The following is a 17,460-nucleotide window of genomic DNA, read 5'->3' as shown; positions in this document are numbered from 1 at the left end:
CCGCGCCGTGCCTACCGGTACGTCCGGTTCCCGCCGCCGTGGTCGTAGGGCGCCGGGACGGTGGGACCGCCGCCGCCATTGCCCTGCTGGCGCGCGAGCAGGTCGCGGATCTCGGTGAGCAGCTCCAGCTCGGTCGGACCGGCCGCGGCCTCGTCGCCCTGGCCGGCCTTGCGCCGCTCGTTGAGCTTGTTCATCGGGAGGATCAGCAGGAAGTACACGACCGCGGCCGTGATGAGGAAGGTCAGCGCGGCACCGGCCACGGAGCCCCACAGCAGGCCCACGCCCTTCGTGAGCTCGCCACCGGAGGCGACGCAGGGCTTCTCGATGCAGACGATGTAGCCGTCGAGGTTCTTGGTGCCGATGGCACCGATCACCGGGTTGATGAGGCCCTTCACGAACGCATCGACGATCTTGCTGAACGCCGCGCCGACGACGACGGCGACAGCGAGCTCGACGACATTGCCACGCAGAAGGAAGGCTTTGAAGCCCTTCAAGGGACGATTTCCTTTCGAACGACCGTGCATGTTCGGCCTACGGAACCCTGACGAAGCAGTGGGCCCCACCACGGGACGGTCGGCGGAACCCTGGGGTCCGTGAGCGGTTCGGCCTCTGAGGGTACGGGCTCGGGGGCCGTGCGACACACCCCTGTCCGACTCGCCCCGACCCGCCCCCTCCGCACCGGGACGCCTCGGCGCGCGGTCACCGCAGCGCGAGCGACAGCGGGGCCCCCGCCGCGGCGCCGGAGAGCTCGGCGGCCGTCGCACGGGGAACCGAGAGCACGATCAGCGCCCCGCTCACGCCGTCCGCGGTGTCCGGGCCGAGGCCGGCGGAGAACCCGTCGGACGCGCGCGGCACGGCCACCACGGGCGCGGCCCGCGCGACGATCCGCGCCGCGGCCATCACGTCCACCCGGTCGCCGGGGCGCACGAGCCGTACCGCCTGCGCGTCCGCGATCCGCACCGGCGCGCGCACCGTGTCCCGCGCCGCGGCGACCGCCGCCGGCGCGGGCCCCGCCCGGCCGGACCACGCGGGTCGGGGAGCCTCCCTGGGCGCGGCGGCCGCGACCGCCGCCGCCGTCATGGCCAGACCCGCCGCCACCATCCGGCGTCGCCGTCGTAGTACCCGCCGCAGGCGGTGGCCCCCGCCGCCCGCCCTGATCGGCGCGAAGTCCGGCACCGGGCACGGCGCCGGTGCCCCGGCGCCCGCCCGGGAGACCGCACCCGCAGCCGCTGTCGCCACTCCGCTCATGCCGTCCACCGCGTTCGCCGCGTTCACTGTGCTCGCCGCGTTCGCTGTGCTCACTGGATTCATGCCCGTCACACCCTCCACGTCCGTCAGGTCCCTCACCGGGACCACCGCCGTCACTCGCCCGCACCGCTGGACCCCGTTGGAGCCGGCAGTCCGGGGCGGCACGGATCACGATGCACCACCGCGCCGACGGGCCGTTCCCGGCCTGTGGATTACTCACCGGTTGTGGATAACTCCGTCGCCCGGTCGAGGGGACGGAGGGTCCAGACCTGGCGGCACGGCCCCTGCGGTGATGTGCTGGTTAGCGAGACGAAGCGCCTGAGCCCGACAACGGGAGGTGGTCGACGTGCCCAGGCAGACCTTGCACGACGACCTGTCCGGAAACTCCAGGTCCCACCCGGGAGACGTGGCCCGCCGCGTCGCCCAGCGGCGGGAGCAACTGGGCCTCAGTCGCGAGGAAGTGGCCGCACGGGCCGGGATGACCCCGGGCTATGTGCGCTACGTGGAAGAGCAGTGCCACCACACCATCGGCACCAACGCCATGCTCCGCCTCGCGGGCGCCCTGCGGACCACGGCCAGCCGGCTGCTCGGGGGCGACACCGAGAACTGCCCGGACGAGGTGGCGACCGGGCAGCCGGTTCCGTGCGACCTCGACGCCGGGGAGTGCTGGAGCCGGCTGTCCGGGCAGGACGTCGGCAGGGTCGCGCTGACCACCGCCACGGGTCACCCCGCCGTGGTGCCGGTGATCTACTCCGTGGTCGACGGCGCCATCGTCTACCGCACGGCGCGGGAAGCCCCGCCGGCCGCCGGGCACGGCATCGAGGTCGCCTTCGAGGTCGATCAGTTCGACACGTGCCTCAGCGCCGGCTGGAGCGTGCTGCTCCTCGGGACCGTCGAGCACGTCACCGACTCCGACGAGGTGGGTGCGCTGGCAAAGGGCGCCCATCCCGACCCGTGGGCCGACGGCACTGACGACCTGTGGATACGCATCGTCCCCTCGAACGTCACGGGATGCCTGATACGCGTCGAGTGAGCCGGGCCCCGTGGGCCGTCAGTCCGGTACGAGCACGGCGGCGCCGTTGACGCGGTCGGCGGCCAGATCCGCCAGGGCCCGGTCCGCCTGGTCCAGCGGGTACGGGGTGACGGTCACCCGGATCCCGATCCTGGCCGCCAGGGCCAGGAACTCCTGTCCGTCCTGTCTGGTGTTGGAGGTGACACTGCGCAGATTCCGTTCCTGGAACAGATGGCGCTGATAGTTGAGCGAGGGGATGTCGGTGAGGTGGATGCCGGCGACGGCCAGCGTGCCACCGCGGTCCAGGGCCTCCAGGGCGACCGGCACCAGATCGCCGACGGGCGCGAAGAGGATCGCCGCGTCCAGTGGTTCCGGGGGCCGGGCGTCGTCACCGGCCGCCGAGGCCGCACCGAGTTCCAGTGCTAGCTCGCGCGCCTTCGCCGACCGGGTCAGCACATGCACGGTCGCGCCCTCGGCCAGTGCGACCTGCGCGGCGATGTGCGCCGAGGCCCCGAAGCCGTAGATGCCCAGCCGTCCGCCCGGCGGCAGATCGCTGCGGCGCAGCGCGCGGTAGCCGATGATCCCGGCGCACAGCAGGGGTGCCAGGTGCACGGCGTCGCGGCCGTCGGCGTCCTCGGGCAGCGCATACGCGTAGTCCTCCGGGACGGTGGTGAAGTCCGCGAAGCCGCCGTCGGCGTCCCAGCCGGTGTAGAGGGAGTCGGGGCACAGGTTCTCCCGGCCGGAACGGCAGTAGACGCAGTTCCCGCAGGTGCCCCGCAGCCATGCCACACCGACCCGGTCGCCCTCGGTGAAGCGGCCGGCGAGCTCACCGGTGGCGATGACCCGCCCGACGACCTCGTGCCCGGGCACGGTCTCCCGGCGGTGCGGGGGGAGATCCCCCTCGGCCAGGTGGAGATCGGTCCGGCAGACGCCGCACGCCTCGACGCGCAGCAGCAGCTCCGTCGGTCCCGGCACCGGTCTCGGCCGCCCGACGCGCACCAGTGGCTCCGTGATCATGGGCCCGGGCCGGTCGACGACCCAACCGCACAGCATGTTCCCAGTCTGCGGCCGGGGGCCTTCCCCACGCACGGCGAAAGGACCCGGAAGCCGGTGGCGCGGGGTACGCCGAAGGCCCCCGGTCGTGGTCGACGGGGGCCTTCACCCGAAAGTGGGGCGCCGCTCAGGCGATCCGCGCGAGCGGCCGCGCGAGCACTCCGCTCAGGCGGCGGAGGTGCTCGCCGAGCTCGACGAGGAGCCGCCGGTGCCCGAGGAGCTCGAAGAGCCCGAAGAAGATGACGACGACGTCGACGACTTCGCGTCGGATCCGCTGCCGGCCTTGGCCGCCGGGGCGCTGCTGGACGACGAGCCGCGGCTGTCGGTCCGGTAGAAACCGGAGCCCTTGAAGACAACGCCGACCGCGGAGAAGACCTTGCGCAGGCGGCCGTGGCACGCCGGGCACTCGGTGAGCGCGTCGTCGCTGAACTTCTGCACCGCCTCGAGGCCCTCGCCGCACTCGGTGCACTGGTACTGGTAGGTCGGCACTTGCTCCTCCTGGCACTCTGGTTCAGTGAGTGCTAACGACGGTCAATAGTGCAGCATTCCGCGGTCTCAGTCCACCGTGACCGGCACTCGGTGACCGATACCACTGCCGTCGCCGCGTGCCGCGACCAGTCCAGCGGACTGCGGGGCGAGCCTGCCGCGCAGTGCCAGCAAGGTGATCAGCGCCAGTGCGGTACCGGCCAGGGGCACGGTGAATCCGGCGCTCGCGCCGATGCGGTCCGCGAGCCGGCCGGCGGCCGTGGCGGCCGCCGCCTGCCCGAGCGCGACCGCGCCCGTCAGCCAGGTGAACGCCTCCGTGCGGATCCGCGCGGGCACCAGTGATTCCACCAGGGTGTAGCCGGTGATCAGCGCCGGGGCGATGGTCAACCCGACCAGCAGTCCGAGCCCGCCCAGCAGCGGCACGGCGTGCGCCGCCCAGAGCATCGAGGTGGCCGCGGTCAGCGCGGTGTAGCCGAGGACCATCCGGCGCCGGGGCCCGGACTTCCAGGCCACCGCACCGCAGACGATGCCCGCCAGCATGTTGCCCGCCGCGAAGGTGCCGTACAGCAGGCCGTTGATGCCCGGCCGCCCGATCTCCTCGGTGAAGGCCGTCATCGAGACCTGCATGCCGCCGAAGACGGCGCCGATGCCGAGGAAGGCGACCGCGAGCACCCGTACGCTCGGCACGCTCAGCGCCGAGGGCTGCCGCTCACGGGCGCCGTCCGCGGTGCGGGCGGCCGGCGCGGGAGCGGTCCGCCGCTGCACCGCGAAGATCAGACCGCCCGCCAGCGTCAGCCCGGCCTCGGCCAGCAGCCCGGCCGCCGGGTGGACACCGGTGCTCAGCGCGGTGGCCAGTACCGGCCCGATGACGAACGTGAACTCGTCGGTCACCGACTCGAAGGCCGCGGCCGTCTGCAGCAGCGGGGACTTCTCCGGCAGGGTGGCGGCCCAGCGGGCCCGCACCATGGGCCCGACCTGCGGCACCGAGGCGCCCGCCGGCACCGCCACCGCCAGCAGCGCCCACAGCGGGGCGTGGGCGAGGGCGAGCAGCGACAGCAGCGTCACGGCCGCCGTGTGCACGATCACGCCGGGTACGAGCACCGCGCCCTGCCCGAAGCGGTCGGCGAGCTTGCCGCTCTGCGGGGCGAACAGCGCCATGGCGACGCCGGTGACGGCTGACACCGCACCCGCGGTGCCGTAGGAGCCGGTGGTGTGCTGCACCAGGAGCACGATGCCGATGGTCAGCATCGCGAAGGGCTGCCGGGCGGTGAAGCCCGGCAGCAGGAACGTCCACGCACCGGGGGTGCGCAGCAGCTGTCCGTAGCCGGGGCGCCCCGCGCCGGACGCGCGGTCGCGGTCCCGGAGGTCGCGCCGGTCGCGCCGTTCGCGCCGGTCCCGGCGGGGCTTCAGCGGCGAGCGACGGGAGGAGCGAGTGACCGTGGATGCCACGGCCCGGGCCTTTCTGCCGCCTGGTAGCGCACCCTGGACGCCTGGTCGCGTACGGTGCGCCGAGAGCTGTCCTCTCGCGCTTGACCGAGGTAGATACCGGGTGTCCGGCCGCCGGGCGGTCGCGCCAGCTCTGCGTCAGGCAGAGTTGGTGGTGACTGTCGTGCAGCCATGTTAACGGCTGGTTTCGCGGCCTGATTCCAGCCATCCGGCCAGCTTGCCGCCCCGGCCGACCGCGCGCAGCCGCGCCTCGGCCTTGTCGCGCACCGGGTCGGTCGCGACGACCAGGAGTTCGTCGCCGGTCCGCAGCACGGTCGTCGGCAGCGGCACGAAGCTCTTGCCCTCCCGGACGACCAGCGTGACCGCGGCGCCCGGCGGCAGCCGCAGTTCGTTGACCTCCACGCCGTGCATACGGGACCGGTCGGGGATGCGCATCGACAGCAGGTGGCCGCGCAGCCGTTCCAGCGGGGCCGACTCGATGCCCAGGTCCTCGGCCGCGCCCGGGTCGTCGATCCGCAGCGCCTTGGCGATCCACGGCAGCGTCGGCCCCTGCACGAGGGTGTAGACGATCACCAGGACGAAGACGATGTTGAAGATCCGCTCGCTCTGCTCGACCTTGGCCACCATCGGAATGGTGGCGAGCACGATGGGCACCGCGCCGCGCAGTCCCGCCCAGGAGACCAACGCGTGTTCGCGGAAGGGCATTCGGAACGGCAGCAGGCTCGCCGTCACCGACAGCGGCCGCGCCACCATCGTCAGCACGAGCCCGACGACGATCGCCGGCACGATGTCGTCGCCCAGTTCGTGGGGGGTCACGAGCAGGCCCAGCAGGACGAACAGCCCGATCTGCGCGATCCAGGCGAGCCCCTCGGCGAAGCCGCGGGTGGCGGGCCGGTGCGGCAGTTTGGCGTTGCCGAGCACGACGGAGGCGACGTAGACGGCGAGGAAGCCGGAGCCGTGCGCCATGGCCCCGCCCGCGTACGCGAGGACGGCGATGGCCATCACCGCGATCGGGTAGAGGCCGGAGGCGGGCAGCGCGACGTGCCGCAGGGCGTAGGCGCCGAGCAGGCCGACCGCCAGGCCGACGACAGCGCCGATCGCCAGCTCCAGGATGATCTCGCCCAGCAGGACGCCCCAGTTGTGCACCGGCCAGTGCTCGGAGAAGGCGACGACCAGGATGACCACGGGCGCGTCGTTGAAGCCCGACTCGGCCTCCAGGACACCGGTCAGCCGCGTCGGCAGCGGTACCCGGCGCAGCACGGAGAAGACCGCCGCCGCGTCGGTGGAGGACACCACGGCGCCGATGATGATCGACTGCCGCCAGTCGAGCCCGACGAGGTAGTGCCCGCCCGCCGCGGTGACGCCGACGCTGACCGCGATCCCGAGGGTCGCGAGCACGGCGGCCGCCGGTACCGCCGGTTTGATCTCCCGCCACTTGGTGCCCAGACCACCTTCGGCCAGAATCACCACAAGTGCCGCATATCCCAGCACTTGGGTCAATTCGGCGTTGTCGAATTTGACGCCGAGGCCGTCCTGCCCGATGGCGACGCCGATGCCCAGGTAGATCAGCAGGGTCGGCAGTCCGCTGCGCGACGACAGGCGCACCGCGACCACTGCGATGAGCAGCACGGCGGCGCACACCAGCAGGAGCTCGTTGAGGCGGTCGACAGTCAGGAGCCCGTCCTTTCACCGCAGTTCATTGCCTTGCCTAATATTTTACCTGTGCTTGAGGTCGTTGCGATCTCCCCGGGCCGTCCGGGAGCGGCTTCTGCACCGCTTCCGTACGGCTTCCGTCCTCGCTTCCGGCACCGCTTGGGAGGCCGCCGGACACTACGCCTAAGGTGGCCCCTAGCAATCGGTCCACCCTGCCCTCGAAGGACATCGATGCCCCCCAAGACAAAGTCCCGCCGCGTGCGCCTGATCGTGATCGGGGTCGTACTCCTGCTGGTGGCGGGCATCGCCTTCGGGTCGTACTGGAGCGTGGCGACCGTCCGCGCGTCCCTCCCGCAGACCACCGGCACCCTGCAGCTCAAGGGCCTGTCCGGGCCGGTCCAGGTCAAGCGGGACGGCAACGGCATCCCGCAGATCTACGCGGACACCCCGCAGGACCTCTTCCGCGCCCAGGGGTACGTCCAGGCCCAGGACCGCTTCTACGAGATGGACGTGCGCCGGCACCTCACCGCCGGCCGCCTCTCGGAGATGTTCGGCAGCGGCCAGGTGGAGACCGACGCCTTCCTGCGCACGCTGGGCTGGCGCGAGGTCGCGCAGACCGAGTACGACACCAAGCTCTCGCAGACGACCAAGGACTACCTGCAGGCGTACTCGGACGGTGTCAACGCCTACTTGGCGGGCCACAAGGGCGCCGACCTGTCCGTGGAGTACGCGGCCCTGGCGCTGACCAACGACTACACCCCGGAGCGGTGGACGCCGGTCGACTCGGTCGCCTGGCTCAAGGCCATGGCCTGGGACCTGCGCGGCAACATGCAGGACGAGATCGACCGCGCGCTGCTGACCAGCCGGTTGAACGCGAAGCAGATCGCCAGCCTCTACCCGGCCTACCCGTACGCGCGGCACCGGACGATCGTGGACAGCGGAACGGTCGATACGGTCACGGGTGCGTACGAACCGCCGAATTCCCCCACGAGCAGCGCGTCCGGCGACACTTCGGGCACGGGAACGAGCACCGGCACCGGCACCGGCACGGGCACGGGCGCCGACACCGGCTCCACCGTCGACGAGGCCGCCGGCAACCTGCAGTCGCAGCTCGCCTCGCTCTCCGGCACCCTCGACCAGATCCCCGCGCTGCTCGGCCCCAACGGCAACGGCATCGGCTCCAACTCCTGGGTCGTCGACGGCACCCACACCACCACCGGCAAGCCGCTGCTCGCCAATGACCCGCACCTGGCGCCCCAGATGCCCTCGCTCTGGTACCAGATGGGTCTGCACTGCACGGCGGTCTCCAAGGCCTGCCCCTTCGACGTCGCCGGCTACACCTTCTCCGGCATGCCGGGCGTGGTCATCGGCCACAACCAGTCGATCGCCTGGGGCATGACCAACCTGGGGGCCGACGTCACCGACCTGTACCTGGAGAAGCTGAGCGACGACAGCTACCTCTACGACGGGAAGTCGCTGCCGCTCAAGACCCGCCAGGAGACGATCAAGGTCGCCGGGGGATCGGACCGCACGATCACCGTGCGCAGCACCAACAACGGCCCGGTGGTCTCCGACCGCAGCTCCGAGCTGCTCAAGGTCGGCGACCGGGCGCCGGTGGACAACTCCGCGCCCGACCGCGGCGACGGGTACGCGATCTCCCTGAAGTGGACCGCCCTGCAGCCGTCCAAGACGATGGACGCGGTCTTCGAGCTGGACACGGCGACCGGCTGGGAGGAGTTCCGTGCCGCGGCCCGCGACTTCGCCGTCCCCTCGCAGAACCTGATCTACGCCGACGGCAAGGGTGCCCACGGCAACATCGGCTACCAGGCCCCCGGCGAGGTCCCGACGCGCGCCGCGGGCTACGACGGCACCTACCCGGCCCCCGGCTGGGACCCGAAGTACCAGTGGGGCAAGCCGATCCCCTTCGACGCCATGCCGTGGGAGCTCAACCCGACCCGCGGCTACATCGTCACCGCCAACCAGGCCGTCGTCGACCAGCGCAAGTACCCGTACCTGCTCACCCAGGACTGGGGCTACGGCACGCGCAGCCAGCGGATCAACGACCTGATCGCGTCCAAGATCAAGGACAGCGGGCTGGTCTCGATGGACGACATGCAGAAGATGCAGAGCGACAGCAGCAGCGAGATCGCCAAGCTGCTGGTGCCGTACCTGCTGAAGATCGACATCAAGAACGACAAGGACGACTACGTCCGCAACGCGCAGAAGCTGCTGGAGAGCTGGGACTACAACCAGGACGCGGACTCCGCGGCCGCGGCCTACTTCAACGCGGTCTGGCGCAACACCCTCAAGCTCGCCTTCGGCAACAAGCTGCCCAAGGAGCTGCGGCCGAAGGGCCAGTGCCTGACCGTCCCGGCGACCGACCGGTCCGGTCCGGTCGACGACCTCAACGGCAAGGCCAAGCTCGTGCGCGAGTGCGGCCAGCGCGACGCGGACCAGGCGCAGCCGGACGGCGGCGACCGCTGGTTCGAGGTCGTGCGGTCGATCATCAAGGACGAGGACAACCCCTGGTGGACCACGTCCCCCACGGCCTTCTTCGACAAGAACAGCGGCAAGCCGCGCACGACCCGCGACGAACTGCTCGCCCAGGCCATGAAGGACGCCCGCTACGAGCTGACCGCCAAGCTCGGCAAGAACATCGACACCTGGAGCTGGGGCCGGCTGCACCAGCTGGAGCTGCGCAACCAGACGCTGGGCACCGGCGGTCCGGCGGTCGTGCGCTGGCTGCTCAACCGCGGGCCCTGGAACCTCGGCGGCGGCGAGGCGGCCGTCGACGCCACCGGCTGGAACGCGGCCGGCGGCTACGAGGTGGTCTGGGTGCCGTCGATGCGGATGGTGGTCTCGCTGGACGACCTCGACAAGTCGCGGTGGATCAACCTCACCGGCGCCTCCGGCCACGCCTACAGCGCGCACTACTCGGACCAGACGACGAAGTGGGCCAAGGGCGAGCTGCTGCCGTGGGCGTTCACCAAGCAGGCCGTCGACGCGAGCACGGACGACACCCTGGCGCTGACACCGTGACGCGCTGACGCGGGCAGCGGACGTACGACGAGGGGGCGGGCCCATGGGCCCGCCCCCTCGCACGTTCAGCGGCTCTCCGGCCGCCCGAAGCGCCGCACGCCGTCCGGGGTGACCACCGCGTCCACCGGCCGGTCGTGCGGCTCGGCGGGCACGTGCTCCAGCACTTCGTGCCCGTACAGCAGGACCACCAGGGCCGGCGTCGCCCCGGCCGCCTCCAGCCGGGCCAGCACGCGGTCGTAACTGCCGCCGCCGCGGCCCAGCCGCAGGCCGTCCGCGTCGACCGCCAGACCGGGCAGCAGCACGGCGTGGGCGCCCGTGACGGCGTCCGGGCCGAGCCGGGGGCCGGTGGGCTCGTACAGGCCGCGCGGCGTCCGCACGAGCGTGTCAGGGCCCTCGTAGGGGCCCCAGTCCAGATCGTTGTCCGGCAGCAGGACGGGCAGCAGGACCCGCTCGCCGCGCTCGCGCAGCGCCTCCAGCAGCGCACGGGTGCCCGGTTCGGATCCCATCGAGACGTAGGCGGCCACGGTCCGGGACGCTCCGGACAGTTCGGGCAACTCCAACGAGTGCCGGACGATTCCCCGTTCCGCCTCCGCGCGGAAACCTTCCGTAAACCCACTCCTCATCCGCAGGAGGGTTTCCCGCAACCCGGCCTTGCTACCGTGACTGCCACTCATTTGGCCCACAATCGCCGCCTATACCCGTCATGCAACCGGAACTTCATCTTCACCTCATATGCAGCGGTTATTGTGCAGACCATGACTCACGCGCGTACTCGGATCAGTAAGGCTGTCATCCCCGCAGCCGGCCTCGGCACCCGTTTCCTCCCCGCCACGAAGGCGACACCCAAGGAAATGCTGCCGGTCGTGGACAAGCCCGCCATCCAGTACGTGGTCGAGGAGGCCGTCGCGGCCAACCTCTCCGATGTCCTCATGATCACGGGCCGCAACAAGCGTGCGCTCGAGGACCACTTCGACCGCAACTACGAGCTCGAAGAGGCCCTGAGCCGCAAGGGCGACGAGTCCCGGCTCGCCAAGGTCCAGGAGTCCAGCGACCTGGCGACCATGCACTACGTCCGCCAGGGCAACCCCCGGGGCCTCGGCCACGCGGTGCTCTGCGCCGAACCGCACGTCGGCGACCAGCCCTTCGCGGTCCTCCTCGGCGACGACCTCATCGACCCCCGGGACCCGCTGCTCAGCACCATGATCGACGTCCAGGAGCGGCACGGCGGCAGCGTCGTCGCGCTGATGGAGGTCGACCCCGGCCAGATCCACCTCTACGGCAGTGCGGCGATCGTCCCCACCGACGACGACAACGTGGTCCGGATCACCGACCTCGTCGAGAAGCCCGCACAGAGCGAGGCGCCCTCCTCGTACGCCATCATCGGCCGTTACGTCCTGGACCCGGCGATCTTCGGCGTGCTGGGCAAGACGCAGCCCGGCCGCGGCGGCGAGATCCAGCTGACCGACGCCCTGCGCGAACTGGCCCAGGCGGGCGGCCCGGACGGCCCCGTGCACGGCGTGATCTTCAAGGGCCGTCGCTACGACACCGGAGACCGTGCCGACTATCTGCGTGCCATTGTCCGACTGGCATGCGAACGTGATGACCTGGGACCGGACTTCCGGACCTGGCTGCGTTCGTATGTCAACGAGGAGATGCAAGCTTGAGCAGTAGCACGGCCGCCGGTGCCGATCGCGTCTGGTCCGTCTCGGAACACCTCGACAACATCCTCCGGCAGCTGAGGCCCCTGGAGCCGATCGAGCTGCAACTGCTCGACGCCCAGGGGTGCGTGCTCGTCGAGGACGTCATGGTGCCGGTGTCGCTGCCGCCCTTCGAGAACAGCTCGATGGACGGCTACGCGGTCCGCACCACGGACACCCAGGGCGCGGACGACGAGCACCCGGCCGTGCTCACGGTCATCGGCGACGTGGCGGCCGGCAGCGGCGAGCCGCCGACCGTCGGCCCGGGCGAGGCCGCGCGGATCATGACCGGCGCCCCGCTGCCGCCCGGCGCCGAGGCCGTCGTCCCGGTCGAGTGGACCGACGGCGGCAGCGGGGAGGCGGGCCCCGTCACCGGCATGTCCGCCGCGAGCCGCACGCCCGAGGCCTCGTCCGGCGAGGTCCGGGTCTACCGGCAGGTCGAGGCCGGCGCGTACGTCCGCGCCCGCGGCAGCGACGTGGCCGCCGGTGAACTGGCCCTCGCCGCGGGCACGGTGCTGGGGCCGCCGCAGATCGCGCTGCTCGCCGCCGTCGGCCGCGCCGCGGTGCGGGTGCGGCCCCGGCCGCGGGTCGTCGTGGTGTCCACCGGCAGCGAACTCGTCCCGCCCGGCGAGGCGCTGGGCCCCGGGCGCATCCACGACTCCAACAGCTACATGCTCACCGCCGCCGCGCGGGACGCCGGCGCCCAGGCGTACCGCGTCGGCGCGGTCGCCGACGACGCCGAGACCTTCCGCGCGACCGTCGAGGACCAGCTGATCCGCGCCGACCTGGTGGTCACCAGCGGCGGCGTCAGCGTCGGCGCGTACGACGTGGTCAAGGAGGCGCTGGGCGAGGAGATCGAGTTCCGCACGCTCGCCATGCAGCCCGGCAAGCCGCAGGGATTCGGCTTCGTCGACGCGGGCGCCCGCGTCGAGACCGAGGCCCCGGCGGAGGACGGGGAGGCGGCCGCGGAGCCCGAGCGCACCCCGCTGGTCGCGCTGCCGGGCAACCCGGTCAGCGCGTACGTCTCCTTCGAGCTGTTCGTACGCCCCGCCGTCCGCACGCTGATGGGCATCGAGCCGGTCCACCGCCCGTCGGTGCGGGCGGTCTGCCCGGCGGCCGTGACCTCCTCGCCGAAGGGCAAGCGCCAGTTCCTGCGCGGCCGCTACGAGGCCGCCGCCGGCACGGTCACCCCCGTGGGCGGGGCGGGATCCCACCTGGTGGGGGCACTCGCCCACGCGAACTCGCTGATCGTGGTCCCCGAGGACGTCACGGAGATCGCCGCGGGCTCCGAGGTCGACGTGGTACTGCTCGACTGAGCGGGTAGCGTACTGCCCACGCGAGCACGCGCGAGCAGTGGGAGTGTCCGTAGCGATGACAGAACAGCAGCGTCTGACGCACGTCGACGACGCGGGCGCGGCCCGCATGGTCGACGTCTCCGCGAAGGACGTCACCACCCGCACCGCGCGCGCCACCGGCCGCGTCCGGGTCTCGCCGCGCGTCATCGAACTGCTGCGGGGGGAGGGCGTCCCCAAGGGCGACGCCCTCGCCACCGCGCGCATCGCCGGCATCATGGGCGCCAAGCGCACCCCCGACCTGATCCCGCTCTGCCACCCGCTGGCGGTCTCCGGGGTGAAGGTCGACCTCGCCGTGGGCGACTCCTCCGTCGACATCACCGCCACGGTGAGGACCACCGACCGCACGGGCGTCGAGATGGAGGCGCTGACCGCGGTCAGCGTCGCCGCGCTCACCGTGGTCGACATGGTCAAGGCCGTGGACAAGGGCGCGGTCATCACGGACGTACGGGTCGAGGAGAAGACCGGCGGCGCGTCGGGGGACTGGAGGCGCGGCTCGTGAAGGCGCTCGCGATCACCGCGTCCCACCGCGCGGCCGCCGGGGTCTACGAGGACCGCGGCGGCCCCCTCGTCGTCGCCGGGCTCGCGGAGCTCGGCTTCATCGTGGACGGCCCGCGCGTCGTCCCGGACGGCGAGCCGGTCGGGCACGCCCTTCGGCAGGCGGTGGCGGAGGGCTACGACGTCGTCGTCACCACCGGCGGCACCGGCATCTCGCCCACCGACCGCACCCCCGAGGTGACCCGCGACGTGCTGGACTACGAGGTCCCCGGCATCGCCGAGGCCATCCGCGCCGCCGGCCGGGAGAAGGTGCCCACGGCGGCGCTCTCCCGTGGCGTGTGCGGCGTGGCCGGGCGCACCCTGGTGGTGAACCTCCCCGGATCCACCGGCGGCGTCAAGGACGGGCTGGCCGTGCTGGCCCCCCTGCTCGTGCATGCCGTCGACCAGCTCCGCGGCGGCGACCACCCTATGTCTGGGAGACCGAGCTGAACGTGTCCTGGCCTGCCGAGCTGGCGGACGGGGACGTCCTCCTCCGCCCGATAAAGATGCGCGACCAGCGCGCCTGGCGCGAGGTCAACCGCCGCAACCGCGACTGGCTGCGGCCGTGGGAGGCCACCGTGCCGCCCGCCCCGCCCGGCCACCTCGCCCTGCGGCCCACCTACCGGCAGATGGTCCGGCACCTGCGCCACGAGGCCGCCTCCGGGCGCATGATGCCGTTCGTCATCGAGTACCAGGGGCGGTTGGCCGGGCAGATCACCGTCGCCGGCATCACCTGGGGCTCCATGTGCAGCGCCCACATCGGCTACTGGGTCGACGAGGCGGTCGCCGGGCGCGGCGTGATGCCGACCGCCGTCGCCCTCGCGGTGGACCACTGTTTCCGCGCGGTCGGCCTGCACCGCGTCGAGGTGTGCATCCGGCCGGAGAACGGGCCGAGCCGGCGCGTGGTGGAGAAACTCGGCTTCCGCGACGAGGGACTGCGCCCCCGCTATCTGCATATCGACGGGGCGTGGCGCGACCATCTGGTGTTCGCGCTGACGGCGGAGGAGGTGCCGGAGGGAATGCTGCACCGCTGGCACCAGGCGCGACCCGGCACAGCTCACAAATAAAATATCTGTTCGAAATATGTCGCCGATCCGACTCTCGCACGAACGCAATCAGAAAAAAATTTCGGCGTATCAGCCAGATCGTGCGACACACCGCGCCAAATTGCGTATCCCCCGTCGCGAACCCCCCTACCGTGTGATGCGTGAGCAGCAGCGGCCTCATCTACGCAGTCATCGTCGGGGCCTGGGCTGCCTACTTGGTGCCGATGTGGCTCCGTAGGCAGGACGAGCTCAACGAAGCGCGCCCGACGGAACGCTTCAGCACCGCCATCCGGCTGCTGTCCGGGCGGGCGGCGCTGGAGCGCAGGTACGCCAAAACGGCGGACCCGGACGAGGAGACCGAGGGAGACCCCACGGTCGACGTCCGGGACCTCGCCGTGCCCGCGCCCGAGGTGCCGGCCCAGCCCAAGCCGCTGCAGGCCAAACCGCATCCGCAGGTACAGGCGCCGGTGCAGGCGGGGGCGCAGTCCAAGGCCAAGACGCCCAACCCCCGGGCCAAGGTGCTCGCCGCGCGCCGGCGCACCACCACGCTGCTCTTCCTCGGCTTCACCTTCGGCATGATCGTGGCCGCCGTCGGCGGCGTCGCCTTCCTGTGGGCCCCGGGCATCCCCGCGGTGCTGCTCACGATCTACATTGCCCACCTGCGGGCGCAGGAGCGCCGCCGCTTCGAGGTCAAGCTCGACCAGCGCCGTGCCGCGGAGGCCGCCAAGCGCCTCCGCGACGCCCGCACGGTCCGTGAGCACGCCCCCGAGGCCCCCGACGTGGCCGAGCCCGTGCCGCTGCCCCCGCCCGAGGAGCCGGCCACGGCCGACCGCCGCGCGCTCGTGGAGCAGACCGACCACGCGGAGTGGGTCGACCAGCAGCGCACCCCCACCGAGGACACCTGGGAAGTCCCGGCCCCCCGCCCCACCTTCTCCACGGCCCCCGTCACTCCCCGCCGCACCCGTGACCGCAGCCGCACCCCCCTCTTCGACCAGCACTCCGACCGCGACCGCCCCCGCGCCGCCAACGAGTGACCCGCCGGGGGTGAGCGGAGCACCCCCGCCGGGATGCTAGAGTTTTCCTCGTTGCAAGGGCCTGTGGCGCAGTCCGGTAGCGCACCTCGTTCGCATCGAGGGGGTCAGGGGTTCGAATCCCCTCAGGTCCACAGCACACAGGGCGAAGCCCCCGTCGGAGAGATCCGGCGGGGGCTTTGTCGTGCTCCCCGGCCCGACGGCCGGGGAGCGGGCCGGTGGTGCGCCGTCAGTACGGTGCGGCCACTTGGTCGGCGACCACGAACGCGGCGCCGCACTCGCCGCACGTTCCGGTGCCGAACAGGTGGATGAGGGCGAACGCGACCGAGGTCATCCCCGCTTCATGCGCCGCGTCGTACAGCTGCCGTGCGGGACCGGACAGCTCGGCAGGATCGGCGGGGCGCAGAGGCGTCCCTCCCGGGTCCCCGGGCGCGTGGTCACCGACGGCGGAGAAGAAGCCGGCCTCGCCGATGGCGATGTACACCCCCATCCCGCACTCGGGGCAGAAGACCTCGTAGCTCTCGTCGACCAGGTCTTCCAGGGCCTCGGACCAGACCGGTGCGCCGTCGAAGGCCATGGCGGCCTGGAGCAGATACACGAAAAGGCCGGGCTCGGCGGGCCGGCGAACCCGCTCGCGGGCCAGCGTCCGGAGACGGTCGACCACCTCGGCGTGGCGGTCACGTGCCTCCCCTGGTGGCAGAGCCGCGACCGAGCCGTTCGAACAGGGCCGGGATGTCCTGTGCCGAGCCGTACGCATGCTTCAGTTCCGACCAATCCGTCATGCGGGCATCCCATCACGGGTCGTTGTACGGCGGCCGACGGGCGTGGACACAAATGCGGTCCGTTGGTGCCACGGCGCGGGGCAATGGCGTTCGAATTCCCTTTCCGTGCCGGCGGGGGAAGGTCAAGGCTCAGGGGGTGATGACCCATTTCCTGGTAGATGTGCGCCGATCCCCACGCTGAAGCCCGCGGTCCGGGGAAAGAATGTGTGCGCCATTGTTGAAGGTGCGTGCCATTCTTCGGTCCGAGCCGGGTTTTCTCATGAACGATATTGCCGCGACTTCGGGCGGCCGGTATTTTCGTCATCTGTCATCCCGCCGGTCCTGACCGGGCGGGGAAATGCGGCACAGGCGCCGGTAGCGGTTCGCGCGACTGCCGCGGGAAGCGGCAGAGCCGGCGGGACGCCGGAGGCATGCCCCCGGCAACGTCCCGAAGCACCCGCGGTGACGCCGCCCGCAGGCCCTTTGGAGCGACCCGTGCGGAATGCACTCGTGTCCGCCGTGCTCGCCACGGCCGTCCTCGGCGCGTTCGCCCTCGCGCAGCCGCGGAGCGGTGAGGCGCACGCGTCCGGGGACGACGCCGCGGTGCCGGGCGGCCTGCGGGTCGGTGCCGTCTGCTCGTCGGACGTCGGCTACGCCACCGACGTCTCCTGCGGCCTGGGGAGCTTCGGCGACGTGCGCTTCCTTTGCCCGCCGGGCACCCGGACCGGCCCGTGCCCGCGGACCCGCGCCGTGACGGTGGAGAACACCGGGCGGACCGACCTGCGGCTGGTCGGCATCAGCGGCTCGGCACCGGGCGAACGGCACGAGACCGTCTCCGGCCTCCTGCGCCCCGGGACGCGGACGGCCGTGGGCCCCCGCGACGGCGACACCTACCTCTACGACATCGTCCTGCGCTCGGGCGGAGGCCGGGCGCAGGCGCGGGTCACCGCACTTGCGTGATGGCCCGCCGACCCACGAGATCGTCCAGGAAGAATCAAGGAGTAGCGCGCGATGTCCGACCTCGGACGCCTGGTGGCTGGGCGGTACCGGCTTGTCGAGCGGATAGGTCGCGGCGGTATGGGCACGGTGTGGCGGGCCG

General features: G+C 72.0%; 17 protein-coding genes and 1 tRNA gene. 10 read left to right on the top strand and 8 right to left on the bottom strand.

The window, feature by feature from the left end; translation table 11 throughout:
- Positions 1–11 precede the first annotated feature (11 nt).
- Positions 12–494, bottom strand: coding sequence for a large conductance mechanosensitive channel protein MscL (gene mscL, locus ACFYXS_RS38290; protein WP_389256416.1), 483 nt, complete (start codon positions 492–494; stop codon positions 12–14).
- Positions 495–699: 205 nt separating this feature from the next.
- Positions 700–1,311: a hypothetical protein gene (locus ACFYXS_RS38285; RefSeq protein ID WP_389256415.1), complete on the bottom strand. Its 612-nt coding sequence runs from the start codon at positions 1,309–1,311 to the stop codon at positions 700–702.
- A gap of 283 nt (positions 1,312–1,594) precedes the next feature.
- Here ACFYXS_RS38285 and ACFYXS_RS38280 point away from each other — a divergent pair, with 283 nt between their 5' ends.
- Entirely contained in the window at positions 1,595–2,281 is a 687-nt protein-coding gene (locus ACFYXS_RS38280; protein ID WP_389256414.1) for a helix-turn-helix domain-containing protein, read from the top strand.
- Between the two features lie 18 nt (positions 2,282–2,299).
- Here the strand turns inward: ACFYXS_RS38280 and ACFYXS_RS38275 are convergent, their stop codons facing one another.
- From ACFYXS_RS38275 to ACFYXS_RS38260, 4 genes are all read right to left on the bottom strand, one after another.
- Positions 2,300–3,310 carry a zinc-dependent alcohol dehydrogenase family protein gene (locus tag ACFYXS_RS38275; RefSeq protein ID WP_389256462.1) on the bottom strand — a complete coding sequence of 337 codons (1,011 nt, stop codon included), beginning with the start codon at positions 3,308–3,310 and terminating at the stop codon, positions 2,300–2,302.
- Positions 3,311–3,478: 168 nt separating this feature from the next.
- Positions 3,479–3,802, bottom strand: a complete 324-nt coding sequence (locus tag ACFYXS_RS38270) for an FmdB family zinc ribbon protein (RefSeq protein ID WP_389256413.1) — start codon at positions 3,800–3,802, stop codon at positions 3,479–3,481.
- A 66-nt stretch (positions 3,803–3,868) separates the two neighbouring features.
- Positions 3,869–5,113: an MFS transporter gene (locus tag ACFYXS_RS38265; protein WP_389256461.1), complete on the bottom strand. Its 1,245-nt coding sequence runs from the start codon at positions 5,111–5,113 to the stop codon at positions 3,869–3,871.
- A gap of 306 nt (positions 5,114–5,419) precedes the next feature.
- Positions 5,420–6,919 carry a potassium/proton antiporter gene (locus tag ACFYXS_RS38260; RefSeq protein ID WP_389256460.1) on the bottom strand — a complete coding sequence of 500 codons (1,500 nt, stop codon included), beginning with the start codon at positions 6,917–6,919 and terminating at the stop codon, positions 5,420–5,422.
- Positions 6,920–7,129: 210 nt separating this feature from the next.
- Between ACFYXS_RS38260 and ACFYXS_RS38255 the strand changes: the two genes are divergently transcribed.
- A complete protein-coding gene (locus ACFYXS_RS38255) occupies positions 7,130–9,937 on the top strand; it encodes a penicillin acylase family protein (protein WP_389256412.1) in 2,808 nt (935 codons plus the stop codon).
- Between the two features lie 65 nt (positions 9,938–10,002).
- Here ACFYXS_RS38255 and ACFYXS_RS38250 read toward each other — a convergent pair whose 3' ends face one another.
- A complete protein-coding gene (locus ACFYXS_RS38250) occupies positions 10,003–10,611 on the bottom strand; it encodes a 5-formyltetrahydrofolate cyclo-ligase (RefSeq protein WP_389256411.1) in 609 nt (202 codons plus the stop codon).
- Positions 10,612–10,692: 81 nt separating this feature from the next.
- Between ACFYXS_RS38250 and galU the strand changes: the two genes are divergently transcribed.
- The 7 genes from galU to ACFYXS_RS38215 all read left to right on the top strand — a co-directional run bounded on the left by galU (position 10,693) and on the right by ACFYXS_RS38215 (position 15,734).
- Positions 10,693–11,601 carry a UTP--glucose-1-phosphate uridylyltransferase GalU gene (galU, locus tag ACFYXS_RS38245; protein WP_389256410.1) on the top strand — a complete coding sequence of 303 codons (909 nt, stop codon included), beginning with the start codon at positions 10,693–10,695 and terminating at the stop codon, positions 11,599–11,601.
- The gene (gene glp, locus ACFYXS_RS38240) at positions 11,598–12,950 is read left to right on the top strand and encodes a gephyrin-like molybdotransferase Glp (RefSeq protein WP_389256409.1); all 1,353 of its coding nucleotides are present in this window, start codon (positions 11,598–11,600) and stop codon (positions 12,948–12,950) included. Before galU ends, glp begins: the two co-directional genes overlap by 4 nt.
- A gap of 55 nt (positions 12,951–13,005) precedes the next feature.
- On the top strand, positions 13,006–13,488 hold the full coding sequence (moaC, locus tag ACFYXS_RS38235) for a cyclic pyranopterin monophosphate synthase MoaC (protein WP_389256408.1): 483 nt from the start codon (positions 13,006–13,008) through the stop codon (positions 13,486–13,488).
- On the top strand, positions 13,485–13,973 hold the full coding sequence (locus tag ACFYXS_RS38230; protein WP_389256407.1) for a molybdenum cofactor biosynthesis protein B: 489 nt from the start codon (positions 13,485–13,487) through the stop codon (positions 13,971–13,973). The genes moaC and ACFYXS_RS38230 overlap by 4 nt, the downstream gene beginning before the upstream one ends.
- Positions 13,970–14,590, top strand: a complete 621-nt coding sequence (locus ACFYXS_RS38225) for a GNAT family N-acetyltransferase (protein ID WP_389256459.1) — start codon at positions 13,970–13,972, stop codon at positions 14,588–14,590. Before ACFYXS_RS38230 ends, ACFYXS_RS38225 begins: the two co-directional genes overlap by 4 nt.
- Positions 14,591–14,730: 140 nt before the next feature.
- Positions 14,731–15,603, top strand: coding sequence for a hypothetical protein (locus ACFYXS_RS38220; RefSeq protein WP_389256406.1), 873 nt, complete (start codon positions 14,731–14,733; stop codon positions 15,601–15,603).
- Between the two features lie 57 nt (positions 15,604–15,660).
- A tRNA-Ala gene (locus tag ACFYXS_RS38215) sits at positions 15,661–15,734 on the top strand.
- Positions 15,735–15,829: 95 nt separating this feature from the next.
- On the opposite strand, the gene ACFYXS_RS38210 is transcribed toward ACFYXS_RS38215, so the two are convergent.
- Positions 15,830–16,264, bottom strand: coding sequence for a hypothetical protein (locus tag ACFYXS_RS38210; protein ID WP_389256405.1), 435 nt, complete (start codon positions 16,262–16,264; stop codon positions 15,830–15,832).
- 592 nt (positions 16,265–16,856) lie between these two features.
- Between ACFYXS_RS38210 and ACFYXS_RS38205 the strand changes: the two genes are divergently transcribed.
- Positions 16,857–17,321 (top strand): hypothetical protein, encoded by a 465-nt coding sequence (locus ACFYXS_RS38205; RefSeq protein ID WP_389256404.1) that lies wholly within the window; start codon positions 16,857–16,859, stop codon positions 17,319–17,321.
- Positions 17,322–17,460: the final 139 nt, after the last annotated feature.

It is taken from the genome of Streptomyces sp. NPDC002574 (genome assembly GCF_042889545.1).
Classification (GTDB): domain Bacteria; phylum Actinomycetota; class Actinomycetes; order Streptomycetales; family Streptomycetaceae; genus Actinacidiphila.
This window is presented reverse-complemented; position numbering and strand designations above follow the sequence as displayed.

What these genes read in the sequence shown, in the direction of transcription:
- ACFYXS_RS38255 (WP_389256412.1), top strand. Translation starts at nt 7,130, where the DNA reads ATGCCCCCCAAGACAAAGTCCCGCCGCGTGCGCCTGATCGTGATCGGG.
- ACFYXS_RS38285 (WP_389256415.1), bottom strand. Translation starts at nt 1,311, where the DNA reads ATGAATCCAGTGAGCACAGCGAACGCGGCGAGCACAGTGAACGCGGCG.
- ACFYXS_RS38250 (WP_389256411.1), bottom strand. Translation starts at nt 10,611, where the DNA reads ATGAGTGGCAGTCACGGTAGCAAGGCCGGGTTGCGGGAAACCCTCCTG.
- galU (WP_389256410.1), top strand. Translation starts at nt 10,693, where the DNA reads ATGACTCACGCGCGTACTCGGATCAGTAAGGCTGTCATCCCCGCAGCC.
- moaC (WP_389256408.1), top strand. Translation starts at nt 13,006, where the DNA reads ATGACAGAACAGCAGCGTCTGACGCACGTCGACGACGCGGGCGCGGCC.